The following is an 18,183-nucleotide window of genomic DNA, read 5'->3' on the forward strand; positions in this document are numbered from 1 at the left end:
GACCAAGCAGATCGGGCGCGTGATGCGCCCGATCACTTTTCTTCAAGACAGCATTGCGGCGAGAGGGTTTATGCTCGCGCCATGGAAGCAGTCACGCAGAGCGAAACGCTATGCCTCGAACCGCTCGTCGCCGGCGAGCGGGCGAAGCTGTTTCCGGCCGAGCGCTTTGACGGGCTGGACTGCCTCGCCGCCACCTTCCGCCGCCATGCCTATGCGCCGCACCGGCACGAAAGCTATGTGATCGGCACGATCGTGGCGGGCTGCGAGACCTTTCGGGTGCGCGGCGGTCGACATTACGCGCGGCCGAACCAGATCACCTTCGTCAATCCGCTGGAGACCCATGACGGCGAGCCTTATGGGCCGGGTTACAGCTACCGCATGACCTATCCCGAGATCGGGCTTATCCGGGAGGTTGCGGCGTCCCTCAGCGGACGGGACGTGCCCGGCACGCCGTTCTTTCTTGAGCCGCTGGTCGAGGATGCCGAAGGCGCCGCGCTCTTCGCCGAGGCTCATCGCGCCATCGAGGCCGGCGACGACCTGCTTGCGGGGGAGGAGATGCTGCTGCGCTTCTATGCACGCTGCCTGGCCCGCCATGCCGATCTCGCGGTTCGCAGCGTCGGAGCGGAGGGCGGCCCGGTCGCCAAGGCCCGCGAATTGTTCGAGGCGCGCTATGACGAGGACCTGTCCCTCGCCGATCTCGCACGCCTGACCGGCCTGCCGCGGCATCATCTGATCCGCGCCTTCCGGCAGGAGACCGGGCTGACGCCGCATGCCTACCTCATCGATGTCAGGGTCCGGCGGGCACGCGAACGGCTGCGGCGCGGCGATATGCCGGGCGATGTCGCCGCCGCGACCGGTTTCTGCGACCAGCCGCATCTGACACGCGCGTTCAAGGCCCGCTTCGGCGTGACGCCCGGCGCCTTCCGCGCGGCGCATGCCGGCTGAACGACAAGCTTCAAGAGAACCAAAACTCCATGTCCACGATGCGTGACGACATCAGGCGCGGCCTGAACGATATCTGGCCGGCCGCCGTGGCCGCGGCGCCGATCGGCCTGCTCTTCGGCGCGGTCGCGGCCAGCAAGGGGCTCTCGCCCCTCGAGGTCTTCCTGATGAGCATCATGGTCTTCGCCGGCGGCGCGCAGTTCGCTGCGATCGAGCTCTGGGCGAGCCCGGCGCCGGTCGCTGCGCTGGTCTTCTCGACGCTGCTCATCAATGCGCGCCATGTGCTGATGGGCGCCTCGCTCGCGCCCAAGCTTCAGGGTTTCAGCCGCTGGCAGAAATTCCTCGGCCTCTACTACATGGCCGACGAAAACTGGGCGCTGGCCGAGAAGCGCGCCCGCACGCATCGTCTGACGCCGGCCTACTGGTTCGCGATGGTTGTGCCCTTCGTCGCCGGCTGGCTGATCAACTCGACGCTCGGCGCTGTGATCGGCGCCGTGCTCGGCGATCCCAAACGGCTCGGCGCCGATTTCGCCTTCACGGCGCTGTTCATCGCGCTCGTCGCCGCCTTCTGGAAGGGACGGGTTACGTTCTGGACGGTGGCCGCCGCCGGCATCGCCTCGGCCGTGACCTATCGGCTGGCCGGGCCGCCCTGGCATGTCGCGGCGGGGGCGCTCTGCGGATTGCTGGCGGCGTGGCTTGCGGCCGGCGCCGAAGAGCGGCCGGTGACCGAGGAGGCCAAGGCGTGAGCGTCGATCCGATCAATCTCCTCGCCTTCCTCGGCATGGCGATCGTGACTTATTTCACGCGTGTCGCCGGGCTGGCATTGGCCGGGCGGCTCAGCCTCTCGCCACGGGCGCAGGCCGCCTTCGACGCGATCCCGCCCGCCGTGCTGATTGCGGTGATCGCGCCGAGCGCGCTCGCGACCGGCTGGGCCGAGACGGCGGCGGCAGCGATCACGGCGCTCGCCGCGACGCGGCTGCCGCTGCTGGGTGTGGTCGCGGTCGGGGTTGTTGCGGTGGTCGGGTTCAGGATGGTGATGTGAGCAGGGTCCTTCTCCCCTTGCGGGAGAAGGTGCCGGCAGGCGGATGAGGGGTCGCGCTGCCCTTTTCGTCATTGCGAGGAGCGGAGCGACGAAGCAATCCAGGGGCCGCTGAACTCTACGTCCCCCTGGATTGCTTCGCTGCGCTCGCAATGACGGCAGAGGTCGCGCGACCCCTCATCCGTCTCGGCCTCGCCGAGCCACCTTCTCCCGCAAGGGGAGAAGGGAAGCCTCGCCGGAGAACGACGGGGCAATCACAACGCCCGGCAGGCCGCTTCCAGCCAGGCCTTCGCCTCGCCCTCGACCTGCGGCGAGAGCTTTTCCCAAACCTTGGCGTGGTAAGCGTCGATCCAGGCGATCTCGCCGGCATCGAGCATGCTTTTCTCGATCAGAGCGCGCTCATAGGGGCACCAGGTGATCGTCTCGAAGCCGTAGATCGTCCGCTCGGCGCCGGGGATCTGGCGTTCCTCGACGACGATCAGGTTCTCGATGCGGATGCCGTATTCGCCCTGCTTGTAGTAGCCGGGCTCGTTGGAGAGGATCATGCCCGGTTCCAGCGGCGTGGTGCCGAGCTTGGAGAGCCGCTGCGGCCCCTCATGCACCGAGAGATAGCTGCCGACGCCGTGGCCGGTACCGTGGTCGAAATCGAAGCCGCCTTGCCAGAGCGGTAGCCGGGCGAAGGCGTCGAGCTGCGCGCCCGAGGTGCCTTTGACGAAGACCAGCCGCGAGATCGCGAGATGGCCTTTGAGCACGCGGGTATAGCGATCGCGCATCTCGGCTGTCGATGTGCCGATCACCATGGTGCGGGTGATGTCGGTGGTGCCGTCCTCGTACTGGCCGCCTGAATCGACCAGGAAGATGCCGGGCTCCAGCTTGCGGTTGCTCGCCTCGCTGACGCGGTAATGCGGCAGCGCCGCATTGGGGCCGGCGCCGGCGATGGTGGTGAAGGAGACGTCCTTGAGCAGGCCGGTCTTCAAACGCTCGGCTTCGAGTGCCGCAACCGCATCGATCTCGGTCAGGCCACCCTTCGGCGCCTCGCGCGCCAGCCAGGAGAGGTAGCGCACCATGACGGCTCCGTCGCGCAGATGCGCGTTGCGGGCGCCGTCAAGCTCGGCCGCGTTCTTGCGCGCCTTCATCAGCGCGATCGGGTCCGTGCCGGCATCGGGCGTGCCGCCGGCCTCGCGGATCAGGGTCGCGAGCGCCGAGGCTGCGGTCGTAGCGTCGAGCCGGACCTTGGCCTTGGCAGCGCCAAGCTTCGCGATCTGCCGGTCGAGTTCCGCGGGAGGCGCGATCTCGCCAACAGCGCCGATCGCATCGCCGGCCTCGTTGGTGATCTTTTCCGGCGCGAGAAAGACGGTCGGCCGGCCCTCGCGCGGAACGATGGAATAGCCGAGCGGCAGCGGCGTGTGCTCGACATCGCCGCCGCGGATGTTGAAGACCCAGGCCAGCGCATGGGGATCGGAAATGACGAGCGCGTCGACCTTGGCCTCGGCAAGCGCCTTCTGGATGCGGGCGAGCTTCGAGACGCTGCCCTCGCCGGCGAAGGCGGCGGGATGCGCCTTGACCGGCGCCGTCGGTGGTGCCGGGCGGTCGCTCCAGAGCGCATCGATCGGGTTGGCCTTGACGGCAATGAGGCTGCCGCCAGCCGCGGCCGCAGCCTTTTCGAGGCGGGCGAGGCCATCGACCGTATGCAGCCAGGGATCGTAGCCGAGCTTGCCCCCAGTCGGCAGGTTCTGCTCGACCCAGCGTTCCAGCGGGGTCTCCTCCATGCGGATGGGCGTGACAACCTTCGTGTCGGTCTGCTCGGCCGACTGGATGGTGTAGCGGCCGTCGACGATCAGCGCGGCCTTGTCGGCCAGCACCACGGCATTGCCGGCCGAACCGGTGAAACCGGTCAGCCAGGCGAGGCGGGCCATATGGGCGGGGACATATTCGCCTTGATGCTCGTCGGCGCGCGGGACGACGAAGCCGTCGAGCCCTTGTGCGGCGAGCGCCTTGCGCAAGGCGGCGACGCGGCCGGCAACCAGCTTAGGGTCGCTCGGTTCGGAAAAGGACTGAAAACGGCAGGTCGGCAGGGTCGAATCGGTCATGGCGGGGTCCGGCTTGGTATCGCTCTCGATCCGGCTTAGCCGTCATTGCGAGCGCAGCGAAGCAATCCAGAAGACGTAGAGCTCAGCGGCTCCTGGATTGCTTCGTCGCTTCGCTCCTCGCAATGACGGGTGGGTATTCGGTCGGATCGAAAACGAGTCTGGTGCGTGCCATCGTCGCCTCGCACCGGCGAAAGCGCCAGCGCAAATCCGTCGGTTTGGAGATGCCCGTTCGGTGGGACCGGACTGCCTGCCGGGATCGCATTATGCCGTCTGGTTATGCAATTTACGCAAACATTAACGGATATGGACGGATCGCATGCGTTTTGCGCATATCTCGCATATGCGAACATGTCTTCTCGCATATGCGAAACAGTTCCACCTTAGTCGCATAAGAGAACGAGGAAGCGACCGGGACTGTCCTTCGTTTTTCGGAGATGGACCCATGACCTATGTGTTGAATAATGCCGACGTGCTGCCCGTGCCGGTCGAGGCCGGTGCCAAGACCCGCGCCGACAAGCCGGGCCTGATGCAGCGCTTCTATGCCGCGCTCGTCACGAGCCGCGCGCGTTCGGCCGCTCGCGAACTGCGCGCCCGCAACCTCCTCGTCAACGAGGCCGAGATCGTGCTGGGCGGGTACCCGTCCGCGACGCTGTCGAGCGACGTCGCCCTGCCTTTCAGCCGCTGAATTCACGCCGCTGCGGCCTTGAGCCACGCGGCCGACAGCCTTCAAGGATCGCCACCATGATCGCCATCATCAAGCACGTCTACGAACGGATCGCGGATGCCGCGAAGTTCACCGCCGCCGTCTGGCACGATGCCCGCAGCCTGCAGGCGGATGCCGAGAAGAAGTACGGCTATATCGGCTTCTGAGCCGAACGCGTAACGGCCTCGCGCTTCAGCTGAAGCGCCGGAGGTCAGGCAAGGCGGCGCGGCCTCGGGGCTGCGCCGCCTTTTTTCATGACCAGCGTCGCCCAGCCTTCGCGCAGCGAATGGCTGGCAAGATAGACGCCCTGGTGCCGGTAGGCCGAGACGACGCCAGCAACGTCCATCGCCAGCAGGCCGGACAGGATCAGCGTGCCGTCGGAGGACAGCACGCGCGCGATCGAGGGGGCGAGCCGCTTCAGCGGGCCGGCCAGGATATTCGCGAAGACGAAATCGAAATGGCCGGGGCGCCAGGCCTTGGCATGGCGCAGGCCGGGCGCGACATAGAGATCGAGCGCGTTCGGCGCATGGTTGAGCCGGGCGTTATGGGCGGAGACCTCTACGGCGACCGCGTCGATATCGCCGGCGACCACCTTGCGCTTGATCTGCTTGGCGAGCGCCAGCCCCAGAATGCCGGTGCCCGTGCCGATATCGATGCCGCGGCGCGGGCGGCGCTTCTTCAATTCGGCATCGAGCGCGAGCAGGCAGCCGGCGGTGGTGCCGTGATGGCCGGTGCCGAAGGCGAGCGCCGCCTCGATCTCGATGGCGACATCGTTGGTGCGGACGACGTGCCGGTCATGTGCGCCATGGACGAGGACGCGGCCGGCGCGGACGGGTTTGAGGCCATCCAGGCTGTTCGCGACCCAGTCCTTGGTGTTCACCGTGGTGAAAGGCGTGTTGTCCACGAGCTCGCCGACGATGGGGCGCAGCAGGTCGCGCACCGCTTCCTCGTCGGGCGGGTTGGCGAAATAGATCTCGACCTTCCACGGGATGTTCATCGAGAGCGTGGTGATGCCGTCCTCGACCTCGAAGGCGGAGATCGCCGTCTCGGTCGGGTCGAAGATCTCGCCGAGCAATTCGGTGAGAGCCCGGGCCTGTTCGCCCGAGGTGGAGAGTTCGAGGACGGTCGCGACCGTCGCTGGCAGGAGGCCTTCGCGCATGCGGTGGCCTTAGCAGGCGGACCCGCCGCTGTCATCGGAAATGGCCGGAGCCGGCGCTGCTAAACCCTGCGTTCAGCATTCCCTGCTACCCGCAGGCCATGACGGCCTCGACGCGCTCGATCATCCTGAAGGCAAGCCTCGCGACAGCGCTGTCGATCGCGGCCTCGCTTGGCCTGGCGCTGACAGTCGTGCCTATGCTCGGTGGGGTCGTGGACGGCAATGCCTGGCTGATGTCCATTCTCTGCCCGCTGTTGATCGCCTGGCCGGCCAGCGCCTGGCAGTTCCGGCAGGCGCAGCGCCTGAAGGATGCGCATGGCGAGATCGCGCGGCTGCATGGCGAATTGTCGATGGCGCATGCAGCCTTGCTGGAAAGGGCGCGCCGCGACGGCCTGACCGCGCTGCTGAACCGTGAAAGTTTCCTCGCCGATCTGAAGCAGGCGACGGTCGCTGGCGGCGAAGGAACGCTGCTCTTCATCGATGCGGATCACTTCAAGCAGGTCAATGATCGCTTCGGCCATCCGGTCGGCGACGATGCCCTGCGGAGACTGGCGCGGGCGATCGCGGGTGCCGTGGGCGAGGGCGGCCTGTCCGGCCGGCTGGGCGGCGAGGAATTCGCTGTCTATCTCCCGCGAACAGTGCTGACGGAGGCTCAGGCCGTCGCAAAGCAGATTCTCGATGCGGTTCGGCGTCTCCGGATCGAGGCACCTGGCGGCGAGCGGGCCAGCTTGACGGTGAGCATCGGTGCCGCCGGCTGGAACGGCCGCACGACGCTCGAGCAACTGATCGCCGAGGCCGACGCACAGCTCTATCGCGCGAAGGCGCAAGGCCGGAATCGCGCGGTCTGCGCGATGAACATGGCCGCTGTGGCCTGAGCGGGCACGCCGAGCACACGGCCCTGCGAAATGCGCGGTGAGAGAAGCGAGCCCGCCTACAGATTCTTGGTCAGGTAGACGCGGGTCGCGCCCGGCGGCTTCGGGGCGATCTCGCCAAAAACCTGCCAGCCGAGCTTCTTATAGAACTCGGGCGCCTGGAAGCTGATGGTGAAGAGCACGGCCTTGCTGCAGCCGCGCCGGCGCCCTTCCTCCTCGGCCATGGCGAGGATTTGGCTGCCGATGCCGGTGCCGCGCAGGCTTTTCGGCAGGTAGACGGTGTCGATGAAGAGCAGACCGAGCGAGGTCCGCCCCGCAAGCCCGCCGATCGGCTTCCCCGTCTCGGGATCGCTGATGCGGATTTGCAATTCCTGACGATCGTGCCGGCCAATGGCGGCGTCGTTGTAGTCCTTCAGGCCTTCGCCGAGCAGCTTGCGAAAGGTGTCGTCTTCGGCGTCGGTGAGGGTGATCTCGGGAGGCATGGTCGTTTTAAGGCAGTTCACTCGGCGGCGATACGGGTCGGTGTCTGATTGAACGGAATGGCCATCAGGATGGCGTCCCTGGACGATTCGACAAAGTCCGGATCGGTTCGCAACTCGTCGATCGAGCGCGGCTCGGGGAAATCGGAAGCTGTGTCTTCGATCCAGTGCTCCGCCGCAAATGCGAGGACTTCCTGCGCCTGAGCGAACGCCTCTTCCAGCGTATCGCCAGCCGTGAACACGCCCTTCACATCCGGAAAGAACACGCCGTAGCAGGATGTCTCGTCCTTATGGACGACTGCAATGTAGTGTCGCATGGCGACGTCCGTTCAATCTCGATCCCAGCCGGCATCCTTATATATCGCATGGACGGTTCCGATTGGAATGTCCCGCTTCGGATGGGGCACGATCACCATGCGTTTCGTCGCTTCGTGCACGAACTTCTGATGCGAGCCGCGCGTGCTCTTCAACACGAAGCCGTCGCGCTTCAAGCGGCGAATGATGTCGGCGCTGTTGGTGAGCATGGTCTCGTTCGCCTGTTTTGCGCAGCGAAAACATGCCAAATCTTGCTTATGAATTCTATATGATAGTTTTCATCAGAAATGATGCAGGTTGTCAGATGTGAGTGTGAAATGTCTCATATCTGAGCTGTCAATCGTCATATTCGATGTGAACTTTCACGTGGGGCGTGATGCAAGCTCATATCTGAGTTGCGGGTGATCATATCTGGTGTGAAACTTCACACCGATCGCAATTCAAGTTCATATCTAAGTTGGCAGGGTTAGCCGGCCTTCTGCACGAAGCTATCCAACACCATCTTCCGCCCGGCCTTGTCGAAATCGACCGTCAGCTTGTTGCCGTCGACGCTCGCCACCGATCCCGGGCCGAACTTGACGTGGAAGACGCGGGCGCCTTCGCCATAGGCGGACTCACCCGATGATTTCGCCGTCAGCTCGCCCTCGATCAGCAGCGGGCCGCGCTGGCGTGACGAGCCGCCGAAATTGCCCTGGCCGAAGCCGCGGCCGCTCTCGGAGAAGCCGCTGCCGCCGCCGCTGTTCTTCGCCCGGTTCTCCTGCGCGCGCTGCCAGCCCGGCGTGTTGTAGGTCGAGCCGAAGCTCTCCATTCGGTCGAAACGCGAGGCGCCGTAGCCGCCCTGCGAATAGCTGGTCGGGGCCTGCTCGACCTCGACATGCTCCTCCGGCAATTCGTCGATGAAGCGGGAGGGCAAGCTGGTTTGCCAGAGGCCGTGGATGCGCCGGTTCGAGGCGAAATAGAGCTTCAGCTTCTTGCGGGCGCGGGTGAGGCCGACATGGGCGAGGCGGCGCTCCTCTTCCAGACCGGCGCGACCGCTCTCGTCGAGCGCGCGCTGGTTCGGAAACAGGCCTTCCTCCCAGCCGGGCAGGAAGACCGTGTCGAATTCCAGCCCCTTGGCGGCGTGCAGCGTCATGATCGAGACGCGCGCCTCGGCCTCGCCATCGGCGACGTCCATCACCAGCGAGACGTGCTCGAGGAAGGCCGGCAGGTCGGGGAACTCGTCGAGCGAGCGGACGAGTTCCTTGAGGTTTTCGAGGCGCCCGGCGGCATCGGCCGAGCGGTCCTTCTTCCACATCTCGGTGTAGCCGGATTCCTCCAGCACCAGCTCGGCGAGCTCACCCTGCGGCATATGCTCGGCGCGGGCGGACCAGCGGCCGAAGGCCTCGACCAATTCGCGCAGCGCCGTGCGGGCCTTGGGCTTCAATTCGTCGCTCTCGACCGCGGCGCGGGCCGACTGCATCAGCGAGAAGCCGGTGGCGCGGGCGTGATTGTGCAGGAGTTGGACGGTCGCGTCGCCGAGGCCGCGCTTGGGGACGTTGACGATGCGCTCGAAGGCGAGATCATCGGTCTGCGAGACCACGCAGCGCAGATAGGCGAGCGCATCGCGGATTTCGGCGCGCTCGTAGAAGCGCGGGCCGCCGATGACGCGATAGGGCACGCCGGCCTGGACGAAGCGCTCCTCGATCTCGCGCATCTGGGCGGAGATGCGGACGAGGACCGCGACCTCGGCGAGGTTGTATTTCTTGGCCTGCATCGCCTCGATCTCGTCGGAGATCAGGCGCGCTTCCTCCTGGCTGTCCCAGGCGCCGGTGATGGTGACCTTCTCGCCGAGCGCATCCTCGGTGCGGAGCGTCTTGCCGAGGCGGCCCTCGTTGCGGGCGATCAGCTTGGAGGCGGTCGCGAGGATATGGCCGGTCGAGCGGTAGTTGCGCTCCAGCCGGATCACGGTCGCGCCGGGAAAATCGTGCTCGAAGCGCAGGATGTTGTCGACCTCGGCGCCGCGCCAGCCATAGATCGACTGGTCGTCGTCGCCGACGCAGCAGATGTTGCGGCGTCCTTGGGCGAGGAGGCGCAGCCAGAGATACTGCGCCGTGTTGGTGTCCTGATACTCGTCGACGAGGATGTAGCGGAAGCGGTCGTGATAGGTCTGGAGCACGTCCGGATAGTCGCGGAACAGCGTCAGGCAATGCAGCAGCAGGTCGCCGAAATCGACGGCGTTCAGCGCTTTCAGGCGCTCCTGATAGGCGGCGTAGAGCTTGCCGCCCTTGCCGTTGGCGAAGACGGCGGCCTCGCCATGGGGCACGTCCTTGGGCGCCAGCCCGCGATTCTTCCAGCTATCGATGAAGCCCGCCAGCATGCGGCCGGGCCAGCGCTTCTCGTCGATGCCCTCGGCCTGGATCACCTGCTTCATCAGGCGGATCTGGTCGTCGGTGTCGAGGATGGTGAAGTCGCTGCGCAGGTCGAGCAATTCGGCATGGCGGCGCAGCAGCTTGGCCGAGATCGAATGGAATGTGCCGAGCCAGGGCATGCCCTCGGCGACCGGGCCGACGAGATGGGCGACGCGCTCCTTCATCTCACGCGCCGCCTTGTTGGTGAAGGTCACGGCGAGGATCTGGGATGGGTAGGCGCGGCTGGTCGAGATCAGATGGCCGATGCGGGTGGTCAGCACGCGGGTCTTGCCGGTGCCGGCGCCGGCGAGCACCAGAACCGGGCCGTCCGTCGCCTCGACCGCCTGGCGCTGTTCCGGGTTCAATCCCGCGAGATAGCCGGCCGCCGGCTGCGCGGCTGCGCGCGCGGCGAGGCCGCCGGGGCGGGGCGAGGGAGCGGAAAAGGGGTCTGCGTCGGACAAGGGGGCGCGCTGCTCGTGCGTGATTCGTTCTGGTGGCAATATAGGGTGACAGGAGCCGAATTGCGCCCCCTTCTCGGAAAGCTTGATGGTGTCATCCCGGGCGTAGCGAAGCGTAGACCCGGGATCCATGCCTGAGCCTTTCCGGTTGGGTTCCCGAATGGATCCCGGATCGGCGCCGCTTCGCGGCTTGTCCGGGATGACGTCGGAGAAGGATCGGAGGATTGGCAATGGCGGATCATGCAACCCGGCCCGACTGGGAAGTCACCAACCAGGTTCCGGTGCTGGCTGATTACGATGCCTTCGCCGCCGATCCGGTACTTCCTGGCATCATCTTGGCCTTCGGGGCCGATTGGGCGTGCGAGCGGTTGCACGAGGCCGGGCGCACGGTCGGTTCGGCGCAGGTGCAGGAACTGGCCTATCTCGCCAACCGCTACACACCGGAGCTGAAGGCCTTTGATCGTTTCGGCAACCGCATCGACGAGATCGCCTTTCATCCAGCCTGGCACGAATTGATGAGGCTCGCCATCGGGCAGGAGACGCATGCGCTCGCCTGGAACCGGCCGGAGCCCGGCGCGCAGGTGGCCCGCGCCGCCTTGCAATATCTCTGGTACGGAGCAGAGAGCGGTATCTGCTGCCCGATCAGCATGACCTATGCCGCCGTGCCCGTGCTGAAGCAGGATGCTGCGCTCTGGGAGCGTTGGGGCGGTCTCGTCACCTCGAACCGCTACGATCCACGGCAGGGGCCGGCGCATCTCAAGACAGGCGCCACCGTCGGCACGGCGATGACGGAGACGCAAGGTGGCTCGGATCTGCGCCAGACCCAGACCTATGCCGAGGACAACCGCGACGGCACCTTCTCGCTGCATGGCCGGAAGTGGTTCTTCTCGGTGCCGCATTCCGACGTCTTCCTGACGCTGGCGCGGACGGGCGAGGGCATTTCCTGCTTCGTCGTGCCCGGCTGGCTGCCGGATGGATCGCGCAACGGCGTCGCGATCCAGCGCTTGAAGGACAAGGTCGGCAATCGCTCGAATGCCTCGTCCGAGGTCGAGTTCACGGGCGCGATCGGCCATCTCATCGGCGAGCCGGGCCGGGGCATCCGCACCGGCTTGTCGATGAACCATAATTCGCGGCTCGATATCGCGGCGGCCTCCTCCGGGCTGATGCGGATGGCGGTGTCGCTCGCCGCGCATCACGCGCAGCATCGTCGCGCCTTCCAGAAGTCGTTGATCGACCAGCCGATCATGCAGAACGTATTGGCCGATCTCGCCATCGAGGCGGAGGCTGCCGCCTGGCTTGCTTTCCGGCTGTTCGCGGCGCTCGATCGGCAGGAGGCGTCCGAAAGCGAGCGGCTGTTGGCGCGGGTGGGTGCGCCGATCGCGAAATACTGGATCACGCGGCGCGCACCGGCCGTCGTGACCGAGGCGCTGGAATGCCATGGCGGCAACGGCTTCATCGAGGAGAATCCGATGGCGCGGCTTTATCATGAGGCGCCGCTCAACGCGATCTGGGAAGGCTCGGGCAATGTCATCTGCCTGGACGTGCTGCGCTCGCTGGCGCGCGAGGAGGGGGCGGTCGACGTGTTGCGGGCGGAGCTGATGGCCGCTGCGGGCGTGGACCGGCGCTACGATGCGGCACTGAAGCGACTGGAGGGCGAATTGCCGGAGATGATGCGTAACGAGGGGCAGGCAAGGCGGCTGACCGAGCAACTGGCGCTGATGCTGCAGGGTTCGCTGCTGCTGCGCTTCGCGCCGGCTGCCGTGGTGGATGCTTTCATCGCGACGCGGCTGGGGGGGAGCTGGTCGGGGCAGTTCGGCGATCTGCCGCCGGCGGTGGATGCCGCGGCGCTGGCGCGACGGGCGGTGCCGGCTGTGAGTTAGGCGTTGTTAGCGCGGGGAACCCTCTCCCGGAGGGAGAGGGCAGGGTGAGGGGTAGGCCGCTCACCGCGTTTGCTGTGAGATGGTCGCAGCGCGCGGTGAGGTTGTCGCTTCGCTGGTCCAGGGGCCGACACCTCACCCCTGCCCCTCTCCTTACAGGAGAGGGGTTTCCCGCGCCCTCTTGGGTAGGCAGGAATGGGATCAAGCCGCTTTCGGCTCGAAAGTCATCGCCTCGCCGTTGATGCAGTAGCGCAGGCCGGTGGGCGGCGGGCCGTCCGGGAAGACGTGGCCGAGATGGCCACCGCAATTGGCGCAGTGGACCTCGACGCGGTGCATGCCGTAGCTGCGGTCCTCGGTGGTGCCGACCGAGCCCTCCAGCGGCTGGTCGAAGCTCGGCCAGCCGGTGCCGCTTTCGAACTTCTTGCCCGACTTGAACAGCTTCTGATCGCAGCCGGCGCAGGAGAAGGTGCCGGCGCGCTTCTCGTAGTTCAGCGCGCAGGAGCCGGCCCGTTCGGTGCCGTGCCCGCGCAGGATGCGGTACTGCTCCGGCGTCAGGCGCGCGCGCCATTCGGTGTCCGTGAGCTGGAAGGGGAAGGTTTCGTCCTGCTTCTTGGGCTCGCCGAACATGCTCATCAGACCCATTGCGATCTCCTTCCGGACGGGGCGCCTCATCGGCTTTCGTGCCGCCAATATGGCGTCTCCTGCGCTGGATTTCAGCCCCATTGACCAAGGGCCGTTTCACGATGCCGTGGCAAACGCGGCTGCATCGTCACCGGACCGTCACGCGACTCCTCTAGCAGCCCGGCCACCCGCACAGGGAGGAAAACCGGTGACGCAAACGGCACGCGCGGCCCGCCGCATGACGAGCTCCGGCCTGGGACAGGCCGTCCGGCGCAGCAAGACATTGTCGAAAGCCGGTATGCTGGAATGGCTGTTTGCCCGTGCCTTCTCGGGGCTGGTCTATCCGCAGATCTGGGAAGATCCGGTCGTCGACATGGCGGCGCTTCAACTCAAGGTCGACGACCACGTCGTCGCGATCGCGTCCGGCTCCTGCAATATCCTCTCCTATCTGACGGCGGCGCCGATTCGGGTCAGCGCGGTCGATCTCAATGCCACGCATATCGCGCTCGGCCGGCTCAAGCTCGCGGCGCTGGCGCGGATGGAGAAGCAAGAGGATTTCCTGCGCTTCTTCGGCCGGGCGAACGAACGGGCCAATGTCGCGCTCTACGATCGCGAGATCGCTCCGCATCTCGATGCCGTCTCGCGCGGTTACTGGGAGGGGCGGGGGCTGAACGGGCGGCGCCGGATCAATCTCTTCGCCAAGGGGTTCCATCGCTACGGCCTGCTCGGCCGCTTCATCGGTACCGGCCATGTGCTGGCGCGGCTGCTTGGCGGCAACCCCACGGCGATGCTCGCGGCGCGCGATAGGGCCGAGCAGCGGGCGCTCTACGACAAGCACCTCGCGCCGGTCTTCGAGCGCAAGCTGGTGCGCTGGCTCGTGCGCCAGCCCGCCTCGCTCTACGGGCTCGGCATCCCGCCGGCGCAGTACAAGGCGCTCGCCGCCGATGGCGAGGACGGCATTCTTGGCGCGCTGAAGCTCCGGCTCGAGCGGCTGGCCTGTGATTTCGACCTCAGGGACAATTACTTCGCCCAGCAGGCTTTCGGCCGACGCTATGGCGAGGGGCCGGATGCGGCCTTCCCGCCCTATCTCCAGCCGCAGCATTTCGCGGCGGTGAAGGACCGCGCTCCGAAGGTTTCCTATCGTCAGAGCGCGGTCACGGCGTTCCTGGAGGATCAGCCGGCCGAGAGTTGCGACGCTTATGTGCTGCTCGACGCGCAGGACTGGATGAACGACGCCGATCTCACGGCCTTGTGGTCGCAGATTACGCGGACGGCCCGGTCGGGCGCCCGGGTGATCTTCCGCACGGCGGCCGACGAGCGCCTGCTGCCGGGCCGGGTGCCGGCTGCGCTCCTCGATCAATGGCATTACGAGGAGGAGAAAAGCCGCGAACTCTGCCGGCAGGATCGCTCGGCGATCTATGGCGGCTTCCACCTCTATGTGCTGAAGGGGCAGGCGCGGTGAGTGCCGCCGAGGTGCCGGCCGGATCGGCCGCCGGGTTGATGGACCGGATCTACCGGCACCAGCGCCATATCTACGACGCGAGCCGGAAGTTCTACCTGCTCGGCCGTGACCAGCTCATCGACGGATTGCAGCCGCCGAAGGGCGGGAGCGTGCTGGAGATCGGCTGCGGCACCGGGCGCAACCTGATCCGGATCGCCCAGCGCTATCCGGACTGCGCCTGCTACGGGCTCGACGTCTCCAGTGCGATGCTGGCGACGGCGCAGGGCTCGGTCGTGAAGGCGGGGCTTGAGCAGCGGATCGGGCTCGCGCAGGCTGATGCCACCGGCTTCGACCCCCAAGAGCTGTTCGGCCGCGCCGGTTTCGACCGGATCGTGATCTCCTATGCCTTATCGATGATCCCACCCTGGCAGGACGTCGTCGCCGAGGCGCTGCGCCGGCTTAACTCCGGCGGCTCGCTGCATATCGTCGATTTCGGCGATCAGGCCGGCTTGCCGGCGCCGTTCAAGGCCATGCTGCTGCGCTGGCTCGCGCTGTTCCATGTCACGCCGCGTGAGGATTTGCCTGAGATCGTGCATGCCACGGCCGAAGCGGCCGGGGCCGATTGCCGGATCGGCGCGCCTTATCGCGGCTATGCGGTCCATGCGGTGGCGACGCGGCGCCCGGACCCGGCGTAGCGGCCTGCCGACGGAGCGCCTATGCTGGCGGCGATGGATGCCGCCGACGCCCCGCCCGATCAGAGCCGCTTCGAAACCCTGCGGAGCCGCTTGCGCCAGCTCTATCACGGCCGCTCGCCGTCAGCGCTACGCTTCCAGGCGGTGACGACGGTCATCGACCTCCTGATCATCGCCTTCTTCATCCTGACGCCCTTGCTCAGGGAGAACGCGGCCTTCCTCTGGATCGATTATTCCGTCGCGGTGATCATGGTCGCCGAGATCAGCGCGCGCCTGCTCGCCTCGACCAACATCTTCCGGCTGCTGCGCCAGCCGACCATGCTGCTCGACCTCTTTATCCTGCTGACGCTGCTCATGCCGCAATGGCTGGAGAATTTCGGCTTCCTGCGCATCCTCAGGCTGTGGTCGCTGTCGCGCAAGGGCATCGTCTGGGCGCCGTTTCGCGAAACCCGCTTGCGCGAATGGGAGAGCGTCGTTCTCGCGCTGAGCAATATCGCGACCTTCCTCTTCGTGGTGACCGGTTTCGTCTACACCTTCTTCTTCCGGCACGAGGGCGGCTTGGAGAGCTACGTCCAGGCGCTCTATTTCACCGTCGCGACGGTGACGACGACCGGCTTCGGCGACGTGACCTTGCCGGGCGTCGCCGGCAAGCTGACCTCGATCGTGGTGATGATCGTCGGGATCACGCTGTTCGTGCGGCTGGCGCAGGCGCTGTTCCGCCCGAACAAGGTGCTGTTCCCATGCCCCGAATGCGCCTTGCAGCGCCATGAGCCGGATGCGGTCTACTGCAAGGCCTGCGGGCACAAGCTCAAGATTCCCGACGATGATCCCTGAGGCAACCGGCCTTCAGTGCCGGGTTTCGGTCGCCGTCTCGGTCTCGCGCTCGTCGGGGGCTTCGTCGACCCGGATCGCCGATTTCCTGGGCATGCCGATGATGCGGCCGATCGTGGCGGGCACCGGCATCATGCTGTGGGCTGCCTTCATCAGGGCGATGTTGGCGAGGATGTCGGCCGGGAAGGGCGTGACCTTGCGATGGACCATGTCGACATGCAGCGACAGGTTCTCGCTGGTCGCTGCGAGCCAGCCCTCGTTGGCGTGCCGCATCTCCAGATAATAGTGCAGGCGCTTGTCGTCGAAGGCGATGAGCTGCGCGGTGACGCGGACGAGATCGCCCTCGGTCAATTCGCGCTTGTAGAGGATGTGGCACTCCGCCGTGAACGTGGAGGCATGGCGGGTCTCGACATAGTCGCGGGTGAGACCCACCAGCGAGAAGACCTCGTCAACGGCGCGGTCGAACAGTACATGGTAATAGGCCATGTTGAGATGGCCGTTATAGTCGATCCATTGCGGCTCCACCCGCATCGCCGATGAGACGAAGGGCGCGAAGAACAGCGCCGGGGCGCGCGTATCGTGTTTCATGTTCGCCTCCCTGACAGGCGCCTCGTTCAAGGGCCGGCGGCATTATTGCCGCTGCCCATTTCGTCGTCGCATGATCTAGTATGCATCGCTCGCAAGCGGCGTCAGCATCTTGGTCCGGCCAGTATGGCAGGACCATGTCGAAGCGTAACCAATTGCGAAACCGATCAGTTCCAAGTCTAAGCGCCAGAACCGGATGTTGACAATGAGCCTGCCTGCCGCCGCCTCTCATGACAGCCCTGTCCCGGCCGCTGTGCTGCCGCCCTCGCCGGAAGCGATCGCTGCGGTGACGCAGGCGCTGGCCGCAAGCTTCGGCAACCGGCTGGTGACCAGTCTCGCCGTGCGCCAGCAGCACGGCCATACGCTGACCTGGATCCCGAACCAGCCGCCGGATGCGGTGGTGTTTCCGCAGAGCACCGAAGAGGTCTCCGGGATCGTCAAGCTTTGCGCGGCGCATGGCGTGCCCGTCATCGCCTTCGGCACCGGCACCTCGCTGGAAGGGCATGTCAATGCGGCCTTCGGCGGCGTCTGCATCGACATGTCGCAGATGAAGCGGATCATCGCGGTTCATGCCGAGGATCTCGACGTCGTCGTCGAGGCCGGCGTCACCCGCAAGGAGCTCAACGAGCATCTGCGCGACCAGGGCCTGATGTTTCCGATCGATCCCGGCGCCGACGCCTCGATCGGCGGCATGGCGGCGACACGCGCTTCCGGCACCAATGCCGTCCGCTACGGCACGATGAAGGACAACGTGCTGGCGTTGACCGCGGTGATGGCCGACGGCTCGATCGTCAGGACCTCGACGCGGGCTCGCAAGACCTCGGCCGGCTACGATCTGACCCGCCTTCTGGTCGGCTCGGAAGGCACGCTCGGCATCATCACCGAGGTGACGCTGAAGCTGCACGGCATCCCGGAGGCGATCGCCGCCGGCGTCTGCCCATTCCCCTCGGTGAAGGCGGCCTGTGACGCGACGATCCTGACGATCCAGACCGGCCTGCCGGTCGCGCGCATCGAATTGCTCGACGATGTGATGATCCGCGGCGTCAACCTGCATGCCAAGCTCGGCCTGGCCGAGACGACGATGCTCTTCGTCGAGTTCCACGGCACGGAAGCCGGGGTGAAGGAGCAGTCCGAGCGCTTCGGCGAGATCGCGGCGGAGTTCGGCGGCGGCCCGTTCGATTGGGCGACCAAGGCGGAGGACCGCTCGAAGCTCTGGCAGGCGCGCCATGACGCCTATTGGGCGGCGAAGGCGCTGCGGCCCGGCTTCGAATCGGTCGCGACCGATGTCTGCGTGCCGATCTCGCGGCTAGCCGAATGCGTCGAGGAGACCAAGCGCGATATCGAGGCCTCCGGCCTGATCGCGCCGATCGCCGGCCATGTCGGCGACGGCAATTTCCATACGCAGCCGCTGGTCGATCTCGCCGACAAGGCCGAGGTCGAGCGGGCGCAGGCCTTCATCGACCGGCTGGTGAAGCGAGCGCTCGCCATGGGCGGCACCTGCACCGGCGAGCACGGCGTCGGCCAGAAGAAGATGAAGTATCTCGAGCAGGAGCACGGGGCCGAGGCGCTCGCAGTGATGCGCGTGCTGAAGCGCTCTCTCGATCCGCGCAACATCCTCAATCCCGGGAAAATCGTCGCCCTGTGACGCCGTTGCGGCTTGCGCTGCCTGTCGGGTTCGCGGAAATGTCGTGATCT

The 18,183-nt window shown here is 66.3% G+C and carries 19 protein-coding genes; 11 read left to right on the plus strand and 8 right to left on the minus strand.

Features of this window, described 5'->3' with window-relative positions; genetic code table 11:
- The first annotated feature begins 81 nt into the window (after nt 1–81).
- The 3 genes from Q0Q02_RS04745 to Q0Q02_RS04755 are packed head-to-tail and all read left to right on the plus strand — an operon-like array spanning nt 82 to nt 1,984.
- On the plus strand, nt 82–945 hold the full coding sequence (locus tag Q0Q02_RS04745) for an AraC family transcriptional regulator (protein ID WP_293807386.1): 864 nt from the start codon (nt 82–84) through the stop codon (nt 943–945).
- 29 nt (nt 946–974) lie between these two features.
- Nucleotides 975–1,688, plus strand: coding sequence for an AzlC family ABC transporter permease (locus Q0Q02_RS04750; RefSeq protein ID WP_293807388.1), 714 nt, complete (start codon nt 975–977; stop codon nt 1,686–1,688).
- Complete coding sequence (locus tag Q0Q02_RS04755) at nt 1,685–1,984, plus strand: AzlD family protein (RefSeq protein WP_061966795.1); 300 nt, start codon at nt 1,685–1,687, stop codon at nt 1,982–1,984. Before Q0Q02_RS04750 ends, Q0Q02_RS04755 begins: the two co-directional genes overlap by 4 nt.
- 251 nt (nt 1,985–2,235) lie before the next feature.
- On the opposite strand, the gene Q0Q02_RS04760 is transcribed toward Q0Q02_RS04755, so the two are convergent.
- Nucleotides 2,236–4,071 carry an aminopeptidase P family protein gene (locus tag Q0Q02_RS04760; RefSeq protein ID WP_293807392.1) on the minus strand — a complete coding sequence of 612 codons (1,836 nt, stop codon included), beginning with the start codon at nt 4,069–4,071 and terminating at the stop codon, nt 2,236–2,238.
- 442 nt (nt 4,072–4,513) lie between these two features.
- Here Q0Q02_RS04760 and Q0Q02_RS04765 point away from each other — a divergent pair, with 442 nt between their 5' ends.
- Nucleotides 4,514–4,756: a hypothetical protein gene (locus tag Q0Q02_RS04765; protein WP_293807394.1), complete on the plus strand. Its 243-nt coding sequence runs from the start codon at nt 4,514–4,516 to the stop codon at nt 4,754–4,756.
- Between the two features lie 56 nt (nt 4,757–4,812).
- Nucleotides 4,813–4,941 (plus strand): hypothetical protein, encoded by a 129-nt coding sequence (locus tag Q0Q02_RS04770; protein WP_293807396.1) that lies wholly within the window; start codon nt 4,813–4,815, stop codon nt 4,939–4,941.
- Between the two features lie 44 nt (nt 4,942–4,985).
- Here the strand turns inward: Q0Q02_RS04770 and Q0Q02_RS04775 are convergent, their stop codons facing one another.
- Nucleotides 4,986–5,933 carry a 50S ribosomal protein L11 methyltransferase gene (locus Q0Q02_RS04775; RefSeq protein WP_293807397.1) on the minus strand — a complete coding sequence of 316 codons (948 nt, stop codon included), beginning with the start codon at nt 5,931–5,933 and terminating at the stop codon, nt 4,986–4,988.
- Nucleotides 5,934–6,031: 98 nt separating this feature from the next.
- On the opposite strand from Q0Q02_RS04775, the gene Q0Q02_RS04780 reads away from it, so the two are divergent.
- The gene (locus Q0Q02_RS04780; RefSeq protein WP_293807398.1) at nt 6,032–6,805 is read left to right on the plus strand and encodes a GGDEF domain-containing protein; all 774 of its coding nucleotides are present in this window, start codon (nt 6,032–6,034) and stop codon (nt 6,803–6,805) included.
- Between the two features lie 56 nt (nt 6,806–6,861).
- Here Q0Q02_RS04780 and Q0Q02_RS04785 read toward each other — a convergent pair whose 3' ends face one another.
- From Q0Q02_RS04785 to Q0Q02_RS04800, 4 genes are all read right to left on the minus strand, one after another.
- Nucleotides 6,862–7,284, minus strand: a complete 423-nt coding sequence (locus Q0Q02_RS04785) for a GNAT family N-acetyltransferase (RefSeq protein ID WP_293807400.1) — start codon at nt 7,282–7,284, stop codon at nt 6,862–6,864.
- Between the two features lie 17 nt (nt 7,285–7,301).
- A complete protein-coding gene (locus Q0Q02_RS04790) occupies nt 7,302–7,598 on the minus strand; it encodes a type II toxin-antitoxin system HicB family antitoxin (protein WP_293807402.1) in 297 nt (98 codons plus the stop codon).
- Nucleotides 7,599–7,610: 12 nt separating this feature from the next.
- Nucleotides 7,611–7,805, minus strand: a complete 195-nt coding sequence (locus Q0Q02_RS04795) for a type II toxin-antitoxin system HicA family toxin (RefSeq protein WP_293807403.1) — start codon at nt 7,803–7,805, stop codon at nt 7,611–7,613.
- A gap of 257 nt (nt 7,806–8,062) precedes the next feature.
- Nucleotides 8,063–10,444 carry a UvrD-helicase domain-containing protein gene (locus Q0Q02_RS04800; protein WP_293807405.1) on the minus strand — a complete coding sequence of 794 codons (2,382 nt, stop codon included), beginning with the start codon at nt 10,442–10,444 and terminating at the stop codon, nt 8,063–8,065.
- Nucleotides 10,445–10,671: 227 nt separating this feature from the next.
- On the opposite strand from Q0Q02_RS04800, the gene Q0Q02_RS04805 reads away from it, so the two are divergent.
- Nucleotides 10,672–12,321 (plus strand): acyl-CoA dehydrogenase family protein, encoded by a 1,650-nt coding sequence (locus Q0Q02_RS04805; RefSeq protein WP_293807407.1) that lies wholly within the window; start codon nt 10,672–10,674, stop codon nt 12,319–12,321.
- A gap of 198 nt (nt 12,322–12,519) precedes the next feature.
- Here the strand turns inward: Q0Q02_RS04805 and msrB are convergent, their stop codons facing one another.
- Nucleotides 12,520–12,951, minus strand: a complete 432-nt coding sequence (gene msrB, locus Q0Q02_RS04810) for a peptide-methionine (R)-S-oxide reductase MsrB (protein ID WP_293807551.1) — start codon at nt 12,949–12,951, stop codon at nt 12,520–12,522.
- A 226-nt stretch (nt 12,952–13,177) separates the two neighbouring features.
- Here msrB and Q0Q02_RS04815 point away from each other — a divergent pair, with 226 nt between their 5' ends.
- From Q0Q02_RS04815 to Q0Q02_RS04825, 3 genes are read left to right on the plus strand one after another with little or no spacing between them, the layout of a single operon-like run.
- Nucleotides 13,178–14,401 carry a DUF3419 family protein gene (locus Q0Q02_RS04815; protein WP_293807409.1) on the plus strand — a complete coding sequence of 408 codons (1,224 nt, stop codon included), beginning with the start codon at nt 13,178–13,180 and terminating at the stop codon, nt 14,399–14,401.
- A gap of 38 nt (nt 14,402–14,439) precedes the next feature.
- Nucleotides 14,440–15,075 (plus strand): class I SAM-dependent methyltransferase, encoded by a 636-nt coding sequence (locus Q0Q02_RS04820; protein WP_293807552.1) that lies wholly within the window; start codon nt 14,440–14,442, stop codon nt 15,073–15,075.
- 33 nt (nt 15,076–15,108) lie between these two features.
- Nucleotides 15,109–15,906, plus strand: a complete 798-nt coding sequence (locus Q0Q02_RS04825) for a potassium channel family protein (protein ID WP_293807553.1) — start codon at nt 15,109–15,111, stop codon at nt 15,904–15,906.
- A gap of 12 nt (nt 15,907–15,918) precedes the next feature.
- Here Q0Q02_RS04825 and Q0Q02_RS04830 read toward each other — a convergent pair whose 3' ends face one another.
- A complete protein-coding gene (locus Q0Q02_RS04830; protein WP_293807411.1) occupies nt 15,919–16,491 on the minus strand; it encodes a thioesterase family protein in 573 nt (190 codons plus the stop codon).
- Nucleotides 16,492–16,693: 202 nt separating this feature from the next.
- Between Q0Q02_RS04830 and Q0Q02_RS04835 the strand changes: the two genes are divergently transcribed.
- The gene (locus tag Q0Q02_RS04835; RefSeq protein WP_293807413.1) at nt 16,694–18,133 is read left to right on the plus strand and encodes an FAD-linked oxidase C-terminal domain-containing protein; all 1,440 of its coding nucleotides are present in this window, start codon (nt 16,694–16,696) and stop codon (nt 18,131–18,133) included.
- Nucleotides 18,134–18,183: the final 50 nt, after the last annotated feature.

Source organism: uncultured Allobosea sp., assembly GCF_945956895.1.
Lineage (GTDB): Bacteria > Pseudomonadota > Alphaproteobacteria > Rhizobiales > Beijerinckiaceae > Allobosea.